The following is a 13,918-nucleotide window of genomic DNA, read 5'->3' on the forward strand; positions in this document are numbered from 1 at the left end:
CGTCCAAAGACGTGTTCGGCGCTCGCGTACCCGAGCAGAGCAAAAGGTCGCCACTCGACGTCCCCCCTTATCCAACCGCGACTTCCCCGGCGGCCGGAACACATTACCTCCGCGGCCTGAACTCCTGTGATTACTACCGGAACTGACCCTTATCCCTGTAGATCAGCCCTGAACGACCCGTCCAGACGGGAGCTCGGCGAAACTGTTATCGACCGGTGTAAACGTTGGCGTCGGCTCGGACTTCCCTGTGGATTATGCCGTTACGCCACGACGATGGCGGAGATTTGACGGCCATAGTCCACTTCCCCGAGGAGAGTTTTACGCCTGTAGCTGAAGAAAAGCGATTCGTTCTTGCAGGTGCAGAGCGCCAGATCCTCGATGCTGCCGACGCCGGCTGCCTGCAATCGCATTGTCACAAAGGCCGGCAGATCGAAATGCGGACGCGCGTTCGGGTTCGCCCGCGTAAAATACGTGCTGAACGCTGGATCACGCTCAAGGAAGGTCGCCTCGAACTCGGGACCGACCTCGTAGGCCGACTGACTGATGCACGGGCCAACGGCCGCAGTGATCCGTTCGCGTTTGGCGCCGAGACGTTCCATTTCCGCGACGGCGCTCCGGACAACATCGTTAATAGCTCCACGCCAGCCAGCGTGAGCGGCAGCGACGACGCCGGCCTCTGCGTCGGCCATCAGGACTGGGGCGCAATCCGCTGTCAGAACGCCAATGACAAGGCCGGGCGTATTGGAGACGACGGCGTCGGCGTGGGGGAGGGCCGCGCGGTCTGGCGCTTTGGTCACGTGCAGCGCCATCGTGCCGTGCTCCTGGTAGAGCGTGACGACACCGCCGCCGAGTTTTTCGTCGCCGCCGAGAAAACGGCCGATCCGGGTGCGGTTCTCGGCGACGAGGTTCTGGTCATCGCTTGAGCCCCAGCCGCAATTGAGGCTGGCGTAGAGACCCGTCGAGACACCGCCCTCGCGGGTGAAGAAGCCGTGGCGGATGCCGTTCCGGCTGGAGAGATTTCGGGCTTCGATGGGTTTCAAGGTCATCGGGCGCGCTTTGCCTTTATGCGGGGCTTCATGCTGGTCCGGGCACGGCGCTCTGCTCGCGGGCCGCGCTGAAGCCCGGAAGCGACGGTAGACCGGGGGAGCGGGCTGCGAGGACCTTGAAGCGCCCTCCCATGCCGTTGGGGGCGAGCAAGCGAGCGACGCCGGTTTCGATTTCGGCCGCGCGGGCCGGATTGGCCGCCATCAAACGCGAGGCGCGCTCGACAATGCCGAGAGCACCGAGGAACTCCGCCTGCGTCACGGGGCCATCAAGCGCCAGACCGGCGCGATGCAGCGTCGAGGCGAGATCGTAGAAGTTGATGTGCACCGTCAGGTCGGCTTCGCCCGGCGACGTCAACGGAGATTCATACTTATGCGCCCGGACCGCTTGCAGCGTGTCGCCGGCGGCCGGTGTGGTGTGGCCGTAGTCGACCATAAGAAAGGCGATGGGGCCGCGTTCGGAGAGTGCTTGCAGGGCGTCGGCAAGCTGGTCGAGGCGCTGGCTCTCGATGACGGTTCCGGGCGGGGCGCCGGGCAGCAGGGCTTCGAAGGCATCGCGCGGGCATTCGCCGTCGATTGCGGTGAATTGCAGGTCGCCGCGGGCATCGAGGGTCACGGCGCGGATGTGCCAGCCCGATGCGGTCTTGACCCATTGGGCGACCGGCCAGGCATCGAGAAATTCGTTGGCGAAGATGATGGCCGGCGGGTTGATCTCATCGAGCTCGCGGCCCCAGCTCAGCACGTGGCGGAATTCCGACAGAGTTGCAGTTTGCAACTCGATCAGGGATTCGCTGGCTTCGACGAGATGCACGCGCGTGACGTTCGAGAAGCCGGGGACGATGCGGGCGGCGCGAAGAATATCGCGCATCATGGTGCCGCGTCCGGGGCCGTATTCGACGATGGTGATTGGGTTGGGAGCGCCGAGCACGCCCTGCCAGACGACGCCGGCCCAGACGCCCAGAAGCTCGCCAAAGACCTGCGATACGTCGGCGGCGGTGATGAAGTCGCCCGATGCGCCGAACACCTGCTGACGGCGATAGTAGCCGTAGTCCGCATCCCAAAGGCAGGCGGACATGTAGCTATCGACCGTCATGGGCCCGTCGCGGCGAATCCGTTCCTTGATCCGCCGGGCGAGCGGTGTATCGCGACGCAGGCCGTTATCGATCACACCGCAGCCTTTCCGGGCTCGCTCTTGTTATGACAGGCGGTCCAGATCAGATAGATCCCCAGAATAACCATCGGCACGCAGTACATCTGACCGGCCGTGAAGGGACCGATGTTCATGATGTTATAGGGCTCGGGCTCGCGGAAGATCTCCGAGAAGCTGCGGGCGATGGCGTACCAGATCATCCAGATGCCGGTCGTCAGTCCGGGGCGCTTCAGCGAGGAGAAGTGGTGGGTGGCGATCCGCAAGATGATGAACATCACGATGCCTTCGAGCGCCGCCTCATAAAGCTGGCTCGGATGGCGCGGGTTGTCGCCGCCGTTGGGAAAGACCATGCCGACCCAGGCGTCGGTCACGCGGCCCCAGTGCTCGGAATTGATGAAATTGGCGATCCGGCCAAAGAAAAGGCCGAAGGGTACGGACGCACAGACGAGGTCCGCCACGGACCGGGCTGACACTTTGTAGATGTAAGCGAATACGAAGATCAGGATGGCGCAGCCGATGACGCCGCCATGGAAGCTCATCCCGCCCTTCCAGACCTTCACCATCTCCAGAGGATGCGAGAAGTAGAAATCGGGGTCGTAGAGAAAGATCTGACCGAGGCGGCCGCCGATGATGACACCAAAGGTCATGAAGAGCAGAAGGTCGTCGATGCGTTCGAGCGTCATCGGCGGTTTGTTGCCCGCCCAGAGCCGCGGGGTCGAAACCAAGTTGCGGATATACCACCAGCCGAGCAAAAGGCCGGCCATATACGAGAGGCCGTACCATTTGACGGCGACTGGCCCGAGATGGATCGCGACCGGGTCGATATCGGGGTAGGTGAGAAGGGCGAGGGGTGTCATCGGCTCTCCGGGCGAGGTTTCGCAAATGGCCGTATCGAGTTACCAGGGAAGGCCGGTCTTAGGCCGCGTTGTTTGGGTAACGCCGTCTTAATGTCAAGCATGCATCCGGCAGACCCAAGATGAGAATGTCGTAAGCTTGCAGCCATGCCTGCCTATCGCCATAGTTGAATAACCGTTCCAATCCGAGATCTTGAAATGACCCAGACGACCAACAAATTCTTCGACGACTTTGCCAAGCTCATGACAGACGCAGCGGGTGCGGCAGAGGGCTTCAAGAAAGAAACCGAGGCTGTTTTTCGGGGCCAAGCCGAAAAGTTCCTGCGGGATATGAATGTCGTGACGCGCGAGGATTTCGAAGCGGTGCGCGAAATGGCGCAGAAGGCGCGGCAGGAAAACGAGGCGCTGGCGGCGCGCATCGCGGAGCTGGAAGCCAAGCTCTCGAAGCTTTCGCCGCAGGGCGGCACCGCTGCCTAAAGGCATCCACAGGTTCGAGCGCTTTTCACCAGCAATCGTGGCCCAAGGCGGCCTTGGCCCCTGTTCCGCCTGGGCTTTGCCACTTTGATCGTGGACAAGATTTCCTGGCCCGCCGGGTCAGCTTGCGACTCGCAGGGCCGTCTGGTTTTGTCCGGCGCAGCAGCACGAAAGCGGCGCAATTTGGGAAATCCCAATCGCGTGGTTGTTTCGTGGCCATCCCGGCGCGCGGCAGACTGGAGAGCGATATCAAATGGCAGTTGCGGAACAGGGTTCTGACCGCGTTCTCAATCCGATCGATCTCATCGAACAGCTCGCGCATGCCCATGACTGGCCGTGCGAGCGCGCGAGCGACGAAGAGCTGACGCTGATCGTTGCGGGTTCCTGGGCCGACTATCACATCTCGATCAACTGGCGTGACGATCTCGAAGCCCTGCACTTGGCGTGCGCGTTCGATTTCCGGGTGCCAGAAAACCGCCTGACGGAAATGTATCGCCTGATCGCCCAGATCAACGAGCAGCTCTGGCTCGGCCACTTCGATCTGTGGACCCAGGAAGGGCTCGTGATGTTCCGTCACGCGCTGCTGCTTAACGGTGCCGTCGCGACGGTCCGGCAGTGCGAAGCGATGCTGAAAGCGGCGCTGGAAGGCTGTGAACGGTATTACCAGGCCTTCCAGTTCGTGGTGTGGGCAGGTAAGGAAAGCCGCGAAGCCCTGGTTTCGACGATGTTCGAGACGCAGGGGCAGGCTTAAGCCGGGTCCATCGGGCGACGTCTCGACCCACGCCCGGCCACTTTCCAAGGTGTCCGGGTTATGTCTCTGAAATTAGATGGTTCCGTCGTGCTCGCCGGCGCAGGCAAAATGGGCACAGCGATGCTTGCAGGCTGGCTTGAGCGGGGCCTCGATCCGGCTCAGGTCATCATCCAGGAGCCGAAGCTTTCCGGAGCCGCCCTCGAACTCGCGCAGAAGCACGGGATCGCGTCGCAGCCGGTTCTGGAACCGCGGTCGCCGCCACCCGCTGTCATCGTCGTCGCGGTGAAGCCTCAAGCGATGGATGACGTCTTTCCGGCCTTGGCCAAGATCGCGGGGCCACAGACGGTCGTCATGTCAATTGCGGCGGGTAAGACGATTGCGAGCTTCGAGAGGCATTTGCCGGCTGGTGTTGCCGTTCTACGGGCCATGCCGAATACGCCGGCCGCCATCGGGCGCGGCATCACGGGTGCCGTCGCGAACGCTCATACAACACAGTCTCAAAAGGCTGCCTGCGAAGCGCTGCTCGGTGCGGTTGGTGATGTCGTTTGGGTTCCCGAAGAAGACCTGATCGACGCGGTAACGGCGGTGTCGGGGTCGGGACCTGCCTATGTGTTCCTGCTGGCGGAAGCACTGGCGGACGCTGGCGTTGCGGCGGGGCTCGATGCGGCGACGGCGAAGCGGCTCGCCACTGCCACGGTATCAGGTGCCGGTGAGCTTCTGCATCAGTCGAAGACCGATCCAGCGACGCTGCGCCAGAACGTGACGTCACCGGGCGGCACGACGGCGGCTGCGCTGGCCGTGTTGATGCGCGACGGCAGCGGCCTCAAAGAGCTGATGACGGAAGCGGTGCTGGCGGCGGAAAAACGAGGCCGCGAACTCGGGCATTGACCAGGGCTGGGAAATTGGTCTCGCCCGAGGTTCGCGACCTTCGATTGGCGTTCCCGTGGGTTGGCGACCCACAGCGTGGAACTTCGGTTCCGGCGACTGCAGCCTTGGAGGACACCTTCGCCGTAGTCGGACGGGAAATCGTGCCGGAACCGATGTGCAGAAATTGTAACTTCATAACGTTACGGTCAAATCACAAGGGCGTGTGCCACGCGCGCCAAATTTGTGATCGACGGCCAAATTTCTCTATTGCGGCAAAGAGATAATGGCGCGGAGGCCGCCCATCGAACTCTCGCCCAATGCGATCTCGCCGCCGTGGCTTTTGGCGATGTCGCGGGCGATGACGAGCCCCAAGCCGCTGTTGCCCTCGTCCTGATTGCGAGCGTGGTCCAGCCGATAGAACGGCCGGAAAACGTTCTCGCGTTCGTCCTCGGGAATGCCGGGACCGTCGTCATCGACCTCGATGCGGACCCAGCGGCCTTCGGGTGCCACACGAATGATGATGCGGTCGCCGAAGCGGGCGGCGTTGGTGACGAGGTTCATGATGGCGCGTTTCAGGGCCTGCCGCTTCAACGGCAGGATGATGTCGCCCTTGCTCTTGCGGATCTTGAGTTCGATCGAGCAAGCGTAGATCGACGCATCGTCGACGATCTCTTCGAGAAGCTCCTTGAGGTTCGTCGGCTTGGCTTCCTCGCCGCCGTCGCCTTTCGCGAAGGCTAGGTAGTCTTCGAGCATGTGCTGCATCTCGTCGACGTCGGCGGAGAGTGCGCGCGTCTCCGGTGTATCTTCGAGCAGGGCAAGCTCAAGCTTGAAACGGGTTAGGACGGTGCGCAGGTCATGGCTGACACCTGCCAGCATCGTCGTACGCTGCTCGACGTGCTGCTTGATGCGGTCGCGCATCTGCAGGAAGGCGAGCGCGGCCTGGCGCACCTCGCGCGCGCCACGCGGGCGGAAATCCTCCGGGATGCCGCGGCCTTTGCCGAAAGCGTCGGCGGCATCGGCAAGGCGCAGAATGGGTCTGATCTGATTGCGCAGGAACAGGATCGCGACCGTCAGCAGAATGACGGACGAGCCGACCATCCACAGCAGGAAGATGTGCGAGTTCGAGGCATACGTCTGGCTGCGGGTGGCGACGAAACGCAAGATCGCATCGTCGAGCTTCACGCGGATCTCGACGTTCTGATCGCCGACGGTGTTGATCCAGAACGGCAGCTGTACGTGCTTGCGCAATTCGTTCGAGAGCGCGCGATCAAGTAGGCGAAAGAACGGTTTCGGACCAGGCGGCGGCAGGTCGCCGCTTGGCAGCACTTCCATTTGCAGGTTGAGGCGATCGCGCGCGAGGTCGATGATCTTTTGGGGACCTTCGCGTTTCGCCATGTCCTCGTAGACTTCGATCACGGCCGCGATGTCGCGCGCGGTCGCTTCCGAAAGCCGGCGCGTAACGGCTTGCCAGTGCCGTTCCATGAACGCGAATGCGATCACGCCTTCGAGGACGACGATGGGCGTGATGATGATCAGCAGCGCGCGGGCATAAAGCCCTTTCGGCAGCATCTCGGAGCCGAGACCCAGGATGCGCATGACGATCGGGTGCTCGCGAAAGCGCTGATAGCGCGCGGCGAGGCTGCCGGTCTCCGGGGTCGTTTCGGGCACAACGGCCATGGGATGCTATCCGCCTTGCGCCGGTCGGCCCGAGCGCGCTGTTACGGTCAATCGGTGTAGAGGATGTAGCCTTTGCCTCTGACCGTTTGCAAATAGACCGGGTTCGAAGGGTCGGCTTCGATCTTGCGCCGGAGGCGGTTGATCTGGACGTCGATGGCGCGCTCGCTGCCAGTGCTGTCGTCACTCGACAGTTCATGGCGCGGGACGGCGACGCCGATGCGTTGCGAGAAGAGGCGCAAAAGATCGCGCTCGCGCTCGGTCAACTTGATGGCTTCGTCATCGCGCTTGAGTTCGCCGCGCGTGATGTTGAAGACGCAGCCGCCCATGCGGATTTCATCGCGCTGGGCGGATTGCGTCTGGCCGCGGCGAAGAATATTGCGCAAGCGGAGCAGCAACTCGCGCGGATCGAACGGTTTCGAAACGTAGTCGTCAACGCCGGCTTCGAGGCCTGAAATGCGATCCTCGGCTTCGGCGAGTGCGGTCAGCATGCAGATCGGCACCGGACGCGTCAGCTTCAGGTCGCGGGCAAGCGACAAGCCGCTTTCGCCTGGCATCATGACGTCGAGCAGCACCAGGTCGAACGCCAGTCCGCGCATGTAGGATCGTGCGGAGGCAGCGTCAGACGCTTCGGTGACGCGGAAGCCGTTGCTCGAAAGAAAGCGGCCGAGCAGTCCGCGGATTTTCTGGTCGTCATCGACGACGAGGATGTGCGGGGCATTATCGGCCAAAGGTTCAGTTCGGTCCGGTGCCATCATGGTTCCCGTGGGTTGCAACCAGGTTCGGGCGAGGGCAGTCCGCCGTGCTCGCTACGGATAAGGCTTTCGACACGATGCTTGTCCTTTTCGGAAATCATCGCGAAGAGAAAATTCCTTGCAACGGTGTCGGCGTTTTCGCCGAGCCCGGCAAGAGCCCCTTCAATCCGTTTGGCCTGGATTTGTGTCAGTTTATCGGTCAAACGCGCGCCCTTTGCCGACAGATAGAGGCGGCGTTCTCGGCGATCCTCGTTGCCCGCTTTCTGGATGATGAAGCCCTCATCGACGAGCTGTTTCAAGACGCGCGCTAATGACTGTTTTGTAATCTGCAAAATATCGAGCAGTTCCGCGACCTTCAGGCCGGGATTGCGGTGCACGAAGTGCAGGACGCGGTGGTGCGCGCGCCCGAAGCCGTATTGCTCAAGTATCGTGTCCGGGTCGCAAGTAAAGCCCCGATACGCAAAGTAAAACAGCTCGATACAGGCGATCAGGTCGGCATTGGGAGAGCGTCGGCCAGCGTCCTGGGCGTGGGAGGGCTGTCCCGGTGCGCCGCGATGTTCTGACGGGCCTTCTGACGTTATGTCAGTCATGTTGACTTATTGGCCTCGATTGTATTCTGTTGCAAGCCAATTTGGTGGCTTGTCCCGCAGGTCCATAGTCTTGCACGCGGCGCACTGAAATATCGGTTTTCCGAGCATTTCAGCCTGCCTGGCCCGTCCGTGACGGACCGCGCGACATACACCACCACTTCAAATTCGCCAATGATAAAGACCAGGAAGGATTACGCTGGCATGGCCGACCTTATTCCGTTTCACGATCGCGACGGGTTCATCTGGATGGATGGAGCGCTCGTTCCCTGGCGCGACGCGAACGTTCATATCCTGACGCACGGGCTGCACTACGCCAGCTCGGTGTTCGAGGGCGAGCGCGCCTACGACGGCGAGATCTTCAAGCTGACCGAGCATAGCGAGCGGCTGATCGAAAGCGCCCGGATCCTCGACTTTACAATTCCGTACACCGTCGCCGAAATCGACCAAGCCTGCCGGGATGTCGTTGCCGCCAACAAACTGTCAGACTGCTACGTGCGGCCTGTGGCATGGCGCGGCAGCGAGCAGATGGGTGTTTCGGCGCAGAACTCGAAGATCCATCTTGCCGTCGCTGCCTGGGACTGGGGTTCCTATTTCCCGATGGAACAGCGGCTGAAGGGTATTCGCATCACCAATGCCGTTTACCGTCGTCCAGATCCGGCCTGCGCGCCGTCGCGCGCCAAGGCTGCCGGTCTCTACATGATCTGTACGCTCGAAAAGCACCGCGCCGAGCGCATGGGCTATTCGGATGCTTTGATGCTCGATTGGAAGGGCCGCGTGGCGGAATGCACCGGCGCCAACATCTTCTTCGTCAAGGACGGCGTCATTCATACGCCGACGGCCGATTGCTTCCTTAACGGCATCACGCGGCGGACGGTCATTGAGCTGGCGAAAAAACGCGGAATTCAGGTGATCGAGCGCGATATTATGCCGGACGAGCTGGCGTCATTCTCGGAATGCTTCATCACCGGTACGGCGGCGGAAGTGACGCCGGTTTCGGAGATTGGCGAGCACAAATACAAGCCGGCTAAAGTCACCGAGACGCTCCTGAACGACTATATGGAACTGGTGAAACCGAAGAAGCGTGTCGCTGCGGAGTAAGCCACGTTTCGAAACTGTTTAGCAGAGATTAGCGGGGTGCCGTTTCGACGGCGCTCCGTTTTTTGTGAAGGCTAGACAATGCCGCGCAATAGAGCCTCAGGCCTAGGCGCATGTGGCGTGCGAGTTGAAATATGGGCTTGTTCTACGCCTTGCGGGCTTCGATTTTGGCGTCGGTGTCGGTGGCCGGCCGGCGCAACATCAGCGGAGCGCAAATCGCGAAGAGGAATAGAGCAATCACCGCGCCGATCATCAGGATCGTTTTCGAGGACAGCGGCTTGTCGAGCCACAACGCGCCGACGGCGAGAATCGCACTCCAGAAGGCGGCAGGAATGAGGGAGGCAATCGCGAGACCAGCGAAGCGCGAGAAGCCAGACGGATGAGCCACACGTGTGGTCTCCTCAATGGCGTGAATCGCGGTCGATGTCGTCGCAGTTCGCATGGCGGCTTCCTCAGCCCTAAGCCAGTAATATGATTCGCCCCTTAAGCTGGCGGTCGATTGCAGCTCTTCGACCAAGGCTATGTTGCGGCATTCAACAAATGGTAAATGCTGCTGCTAAAATGCTACAAATAGGGCGCAATGTAGGGCGAAATGGGGCTATATTCCGTATGCGCACCAACTGCCTTACGATCTTCTCCTGAGGGTTGTTCCCGAATTTCGCAATCGCGAATACTATGCCGCAGCCTTTTCGCAATCAATAGTGGTGTTTGCCTCTGTCTGCAATTGTTGGTTGGTGATTATGCACATTGCTCCGGCCGTGCCGATATTAAGGATATTCGACGAGGGGAAGGCCAAAGACTTCTACCTTGGCTTCTTGGGGTTCACGCTCGACTGGGAACATCGGTTCGAGCCGGGCACGCCGCTTTATGCGCAGATCTCACGGAGCGCCTGCATCATCCATCTCTCCGAGCATCATGGGGACGCATCCCCAGGCAGCGCGGTTCGAATTGCCGTCGACGATATTGACGGCTATCACGCTGAGATCATGGGGAAGGGCTACAAGTACATGCGGCCGGGGATCGAAGCGATGCCGTGGGGGACGCGCGAGATCAAAGTCATCGATCCGTTCTTCAACCGCCTGATGTTCTTCTCGCCCGCGAAGAAGGACTAGCAGCGCGATGCGCGTTTCCGATGCGCTCGACATCGACGAAGCGGAACTCGAAGAGCGCTTCGTCAGGGCGTCGGGACCGGGTGGCCAAAACGTCAACAAGGTGTCGACGGCAGTCGAACTGAGGTTCAACCTGCGAGCCAACACGTCGATACCGCCTTACGCCCGCGAGCGCCTGAAGCGGCTTGCGGGGCGGCGGCTGACACTCGATGGCGTGATCGTCATCCAGGCGGACCGGTTTCGAAGTCAGGAGCAGAACCGGGCGGATGCGCGTGCACGCCTCGCTGAGTTGATTGCAGAAGCGTTGGTGCGGCCGAAGCTTCGGATCAAAACCAAGCCGTCGCGCGGCGCCCGTGAAGAGCGCATCAAAGCAAAGACCGTGCGCGGGCAGGTGAAGAAAATGCGAAGCCGTAAAGTCGATTTCGATTGAGACCGCTGTGCGGCTTCGCGAGTAACCGTCTTGTCGCCTGTTGGATCAGGCGATCACCGCGGCGATGCCGGCGGCTGTCTTCAGGAGATTGGCGAATTCGGTAAGCGTCTGCTGGAGCGGGTCGGTCGCGGCCGTATCGGTGGTCGTCGTGCTATCGCTCGTCTGCGATGTCGCGTCGGCCTTGCCGTGGTGGCCGTGCGCACCATGAGCGTGCGATTTGCCGTCATTCGAGCCGTTGAGCATCGAAAGATCGGTTTTGAACTTGGTCGTGAACGGATTGGTGTCGGAGGGATCGGTCGTGGCCGGTGGCGTGATGTAGGACAGGGCTGTCGTCTGACCGGCTTGCGTCTGCTGGCCGGGCGAAGCCAGGAGATCGAGCGCCTGCTGGCGATAGCGTGCGTAGGCGTCCGAGTTGCCGACGGATGAAATGGACATGCGGTCTCCTATGGAGCGGAGGCATAAAGGAGGGCCGTGATGGCCTTGTCGGCCGCGGTAAGCACATGCAAATGACCCGCCGCCGATGAAACAGCGTTTTCTAACCCGCGAACCTCGCCCGAGGCTGACATTGTCATCGATTTGAGAAAAGGCGGCTCCGCGCCTGAAGCGCGATGTGGCCGAAGCGGCGCGCTGGGGAAATGCGAATGCTTGGTTTGAAATCTGGTAGCGGGAGGCGGACTTGAACCGCCGACCTGCGGATTATGAGACCGCCGCTCTAACCACCTGAGCTATCCCGCCACACGCGGCGCGCTGCGCCGTCGAGGGACCGTCTATAGGGAGCGCCGTGCCTTTCTGTCAACACGGCGCGCCGTCTCAAAATGCCGCCGAACCGCTTATCTCGGCAATTGGTTGAGGGCTGGCAGCTATTCCGCCGCTTCGGGGCGGAGGGAAGCCGAGCCTTCGTCCTTGCGGAAGCGCATCATCGTGAAGATGCCCCAGGGTCGGAGTGCCTTGCGGTCCATCAGCTTCAGGTCCGGGCAGACCATGACGCGCGAGACGTCGAAGACGGAATGCCAGCCGACGAGGTCGGCGAACGGTGCCATCTGGCGCTCGACCCAGCCGCGGACGCCTTCGTCCTGGCTGAAGTGATTGACCAGCATGACCTCGCCGCCGGGCTTGGTTACGCGTGCGAGTTCAAGCATCACCTTCTTGGGATCGGGAACGACGGTGATGACGTACATCGCAACCGTCGTGTCGAAGGTGTTGTCGGGGAAAGTGAGATTGCTGGCGTCCATCTCGTGGAGGCCGGAAACGTTCGTCAGCTTTTCGGCTTTGACGCGCTCGCGGGCCTTCTCAAGCATTTCAGGCGCGAGGTCGATGCCAACGATGTCGAGGTGTTTCTTGTAGTTCGGAAGTGACAAGCCGGTGCCGACGCCAACTTCGAGAACGCGCCCTGAGCCGGAGTTGATGATTTCGACGGCATGACGGCGGCCAGCGGTCGAAACGGCTCCGAAGGTATAGTCGTAGACAGGCGCCCAACGACGGTAAGCGTCGCGAACCTGGCCTTCGTCGAGTTGAAGTACCTTCGTTGCAGAACGCCCTTTCTGTGCTTCCGACCGCGCTGTCGCGGAGCGGAAGCTCGAAGGCTTGTTATCACTCACTGCCGATCTCCATCAGTCCGCAAACAATCTTGCCCGATGCGCCTAGCGTCCCAACTCGGCCATCGTCGTAACGCGAGGCTCGACACCGTTTGCCTTGATCGTCTTGGCAATCCAGCCCCCGCCGAGAACGCGTCCTTCCGTCCCGTCATCGGCATAAAACACGCACGCCTGACCGGTCGCAATACCTTCCTCACCGTCATGAAGTTCAATTCTGACCGCACCATTTTGTTCGATTTGCAGCAGTGCGAGCCGAAGCTTCTGCGACGAACGCATGCGAACATACAGCGAAAGTCCCGAGGCGCCGACGTCTTCGAGCGGCTTTTCCCCGAGCCAATTGACGTTGCGCAGCATCAGGCCGGTCGTCGTCAGCGCCGAGCGCGGCCCGACGATGACTTCGTTGCGGGCGGCGTCGAGGCGCACGACGTACAGCGGCTCGGCGGCGGGGATCTTGATGCCGCGACGCTGACCGACCGTGTAGTGAACGATGCCATCGTGACGGCCGAGAATGCGACCGTCGAGGTGGACGATGTTGCCGGAATCGAGCGCGGTCGGCTTCAGGCGTTCGATCACGTCGGTGTACTTGCCGGTCGGGACGAAGCAGATGTCCTGGCTGTCGGACTTATCAGCGACGGGCAGATTGAACGAGCGGGCAAGCTTGCGCACATCGTCCTTGCGCATGCCGCCGATCGGGAACCACAGGGACGCGAGCTGCTCCTTTGTGATCCCGAACAGAAAATAGCTCTGGTCGCGATCTGTATCGACGGCGCGGGCGAGGACGGGGCCGTGCTCGGTGTCGAGCCGCTGCACGTAATGGCCCGTGACGAGTACGTCGGCGCCGAGGTCCTTGGCGGTGTCGAGAAGATCGCGGAACTTGATCTCGTTGTTGCAGGTGACGCACGGAATCGGCGTTTCGCCGGCGACGTAGCTCTCGGCGAACGTCTCGATCACCTTGGCGGCGAAGCGCGTCTCGTAGTCCAGAACGTAATGGGGGATGTCGAGAGCTTCGGCGACGCGCCGAGCATCGTGGATATCCTGGCCGGCGCAACAGCTGCCCTTGCGTCCGGTGGCTGACCCATGATCGTAAAGCTGGAGTGTGACGCCGATGACGTCGTGGCCGGCTGCCTTCATGATTGCCGCAGCAACTGAGCTGTCGACGCCGCCGGACATGGCGACGACCACGCGCTTGCGAGCGGCCGGCGCCGCGATGGGCGCGTTGGCGGGATTGGTCATCGTGCCGCGGCTGGCAAATGTCGTTTCAGACTGAGTCATGGTGATCAAGCAGAGGCTAGGGTAACTCAAAGCGGGCCATCGGTCGGCCCCTGCAACGCTATCCCTGTGCCGCTATCCTTCAAAAGATTGAACAGATTCAGACAACTACCGTGACGCAGCCTGGATGGCGCCACCGCCAATTCGAATAGCGTGTAATCAATAGTTCTCAAATCTGCCATCGGCAAGGCTGTGTGTCATCCGGAAGCTGCCGTTGGCCCATTTTTCGCTGAGAAAGACTTACGGTTAGCGATTGGGTCAC

Annotated in this window: 16 protein-coding genes and 1 tRNA gene; 6 read left to right on the forward strand and 11 right to left on the reverse strand. The window is 61.3% G+C overall.

Going from position 1 to position 13,918, the window contains the following annotated elements:
- Positions 1-260: 260 nt before the first annotated feature.
- From pgeF to lgt, 3 genes are read right to left on the reverse strand one after another with little or no spacing between them, the layout of a single operon-like run.
- Positions 261-1,046, reverse strand: coding sequence for a peptidoglycan editing factor PgeF (gene pgeF / locus HYPMC_RS04300; protein WP_013946575.1), 786 nt, complete (start codon positions 1,044-1,046; stop codon positions 261-263).
- Between the two features lie 28 nt (positions 1,047-1,074).
- The gene (locus HYPMC_RS04305; RefSeq protein ID WP_013946576.1) at positions 1,075-2,211 is read right to left on the reverse strand and encodes a class I SAM-dependent methyltransferase; all 1,137 of its coding nucleotides are present in this window, start codon (positions 2,209-2,211) and stop codon (positions 1,075-1,077) included.
- Positions 2,208-3,050, reverse strand: a complete 843-nt coding sequence (lgt, locus tag HYPMC_RS04310) for a prolipoprotein diacylglyceryl transferase (RefSeq protein WP_013946577.1) — start codon at positions 3,048-3,050, stop codon at positions 2,208-2,210. The genes HYPMC_RS04305 and lgt overlap by 4 nt, the downstream gene beginning before the upstream one ends.
- 195 nt (positions 3,051-3,245) lie before the next feature.
- Here lgt and HYPMC_RS04315 point away from each other — a divergent pair, with 195 nt between their 5' ends.
- The 3 genes from HYPMC_RS04315 (at position 3,246) to proC (ending at position 5,160) form a co-directional block, all read left to right on the forward strand.
- Positions 3,246-3,524, forward strand: coding sequence for an accessory factor UbiK family protein (locus HYPMC_RS04315; RefSeq protein ID WP_013946578.1), 279 nt, complete (start codon positions 3,246-3,248; stop codon positions 3,522-3,524).
- A 250-nt stretch (positions 3,525-3,774) separates the two neighbouring features.
- A complete protein-coding gene (locus HYPMC_RS04320; RefSeq protein ID WP_013946579.1) occupies positions 3,775-4,272 on the forward strand; it encodes a YbjN domain-containing protein in 498 nt (165 codons plus the stop codon).
- 60 nt (positions 4,273-4,332) lie between these two features.
- Positions 4,333-5,160, forward strand: a complete 828-nt coding sequence (gene proC, locus HYPMC_RS04325; RefSeq protein ID WP_013946580.1) for a pyrroline-5-carboxylate reductase — start codon at positions 4,333-4,335, stop codon at positions 5,158-5,160.
- Positions 5,161-5,403: 243 nt separating this feature from the next.
- Here proC and HYPMC_RS04330 read toward each other — a convergent pair whose 3' ends face one another.
- From HYPMC_RS04330 to HYPMC_RS04340, 3 genes are read right to left on the reverse strand one after another with little or no spacing between them, the layout of a single operon-like run.
- Positions 5,404-6,816, reverse strand: coding sequence for an ATP-binding protein (locus HYPMC_RS04330; RefSeq protein ID WP_013946581.1), 1,413 nt, complete (start codon positions 6,814-6,816; stop codon positions 5,404-5,406).
- A gap of 47 nt (positions 6,817-6,863) precedes the next feature.
- Positions 6,864-7,571 carry a response regulator transcription factor gene (locus tag HYPMC_RS04335; RefSeq protein ID WP_013946582.1) on the reverse strand — a complete coding sequence of 236 codons (708 nt, stop codon included), beginning with the start codon at positions 7,569-7,571 and terminating at the stop codon, positions 6,864-6,866.
- Complete coding sequence (locus HYPMC_RS04340) at positions 7,568-8,158, reverse strand: MarR family winged helix-turn-helix transcriptional regulator (protein WP_013946583.1); 591 nt, start codon at positions 8,156-8,158, stop codon at positions 7,568-7,570. Before HYPMC_RS04340 ends, HYPMC_RS04335 begins: the two co-directional genes overlap by 4 nt.
- 201 nt (positions 8,159-8,359) lie before the next feature.
- Between HYPMC_RS04340 and HYPMC_RS04345 the strand changes: the two genes are divergently transcribed.
- A complete protein-coding gene (locus HYPMC_RS04345) occupies positions 8,360-9,256 on the forward strand; it encodes a branched-chain amino acid aminotransferase (RefSeq protein WP_013946585.1) in 897 nt (298 codons plus the stop codon).
- 142 nt (positions 9,257-9,398) lie between these two features.
- Here HYPMC_RS04345 and HYPMC_RS04350 read toward each other — a convergent pair whose 3' ends face one another.
- The gene (locus tag HYPMC_RS04350; RefSeq protein ID WP_050976747.1) at positions 9,399-9,770 is read right to left on the reverse strand and encodes a hypothetical protein; all 372 of its coding nucleotides are present in this window, start codon (positions 9,768-9,770) and stop codon (positions 9,399-9,401) included.
- Between the two features lie 223 nt (positions 9,771-9,993).
- On the opposite strand from HYPMC_RS04350, the gene HYPMC_RS04355 reads away from it, so the two are divergent.
- A complete protein-coding gene (locus HYPMC_RS04355) occupies positions 9,994-10,365 on the forward strand; it encodes a glyoxalase superfamily protein (RefSeq protein ID WP_013946587.1) in 372 nt (123 codons plus the stop codon).
- Positions 10,366-10,372: 7 nt separating this feature from the next.
- Positions 10,373-10,792: an alternative ribosome rescue aminoacyl-tRNA hydrolase ArfB gene (gene arfB / locus HYPMC_RS04360; RefSeq protein ID WP_013946588.1), complete on the forward strand. Its 420-nt coding sequence runs from the start codon at positions 10,373-10,375 to the stop codon at positions 10,790-10,792.
- A gap of 45 nt (positions 10,793-10,837) precedes the next feature.
- Here the strand turns inward: arfB and HYPMC_RS04365 are convergent, their stop codons facing one another.
- The 4 genes from HYPMC_RS04365 to mnmA form a co-directional block, all read right to left on the reverse strand.
- Positions 10,838-11,227 (reverse strand): hypothetical protein, encoded by a 390-nt coding sequence (locus HYPMC_RS04365; protein ID WP_013946589.1) that lies wholly within the window; start codon positions 11,225-11,227, stop codon positions 10,838-10,840.
- A 223-nt stretch (positions 11,228-11,450) separates the two neighbouring features.
- Positions 11,451-11,527 (reverse strand) — tRNA-Met (locus HYPMC_RS04370).
- A gap of 125 nt (positions 11,528-11,652) precedes the next feature.
- Positions 11,653-12,390, reverse strand: a complete 738-nt coding sequence (locus tag HYPMC_RS04375; RefSeq protein ID WP_013946590.1) for a class I SAM-dependent methyltransferase — start codon at positions 12,388-12,390, stop codon at positions 11,653-11,655.
- 42 nt (positions 12,391-12,432) lie between these two features.
- Positions 12,433-13,620, reverse strand: coding sequence for a tRNA 2-thiouridine(34) synthase MnmA (mnmA, locus tag HYPMC_RS04380; RefSeq protein ID WP_050976857.1), 1,188 nt, complete (start codon positions 13,618-13,620; stop codon positions 12,433-12,435).
- Positions 13,621-13,918: the final 298 nt, after the last annotated feature.

This window comes from Hyphomicrobium sp. MC1, assembly GCF_000253295.1.
GTDB lineage: Bacteria > Pseudomonadota > Alphaproteobacteria > Rhizobiales > Hyphomicrobiaceae > Hyphomicrobium_B.

Coding starts and splice junctions, on each gene's coding strand:
- HYPMC_RS04345 (WP_013946585.1), top strand. CDS start 8,360: ATGGCCGACCTTATTCCGTTTCACGATCGCGACGGGTTCATCTGGATG.
- lgt (WP_013946577.1), bottom strand. CDS start 3,050: ATGACACCCCTCGCCCTTCTCACCTACCCCGATATCGACCCGGTCGCG.
- proC (WP_013946580.1), top strand. CDS start 4,333: ATGTCTCTGAAATTAGATGGTTCCGTCGTGCTCGCCGGCGCAGGCAAA.
- HYPMC_RS04320 (WP_013946579.1), top strand. CDS start 3,775: ATGGCAGTTGCGGAACAGGGTTCTGACCGCGTTCTCAATCCGATCGAT.
- pgeF (WP_013946575.1), bottom strand. CDS start 1,046: ATGACCTTGAAACCCATCGAAGCCCGAAATCTCTCCAGCCGGAACGGC.
- mnmA (WP_050976857.1), bottom strand. CDS start 13,620: ATGACCAATCCCGCCAACGCGCCCATCGCGGCGCCGGCCGCTCGCAAG.
- HYPMC_RS04365 (WP_013946589.1), bottom strand. CDS start 11,227: ATGTCCATTTCATCCGTCGGCAACTCGGACGCCTACGCACGCTATCGC.
- HYPMC_RS04355 (WP_013946587.1), top strand. CDS start 9,994: ATGCACATTGCTCCGGCCGTGCCGATATTAAGGATATTCGACGAGGGG.
- HYPMC_RS04315 (WP_013946578.1), top strand. CDS start 3,246: ATGACCCAGACGACCAACAAATTCTTCGACGACTTTGCCAAGCTCATG.
- arfB (WP_013946588.1), top strand. CDS start 10,373: ATGCGCGTTTCCGATGCGCTCGACATCGACGAAGCGGAACTCGAAGAG.
- HYPMC_RS04335 (WP_013946582.1), bottom strand. CDS start 7,571: ATGATGGCACCGGACCGAACTGAACCTTTGGCCGATAATGCCCCGCAC.
- HYPMC_RS04340 (WP_013946583.1), bottom strand. CDS start 8,158: ATGACTGACATAACGTCAGAAGGCCCGTCAGAACATCGCGGCGCACCG.
- HYPMC_RS04330 (WP_013946581.1), bottom strand. CDS start 6,816: ATGGCCGTTGTGCCCGAAACGACCCCGGAGACCGGCAGCCTCGCCGCG.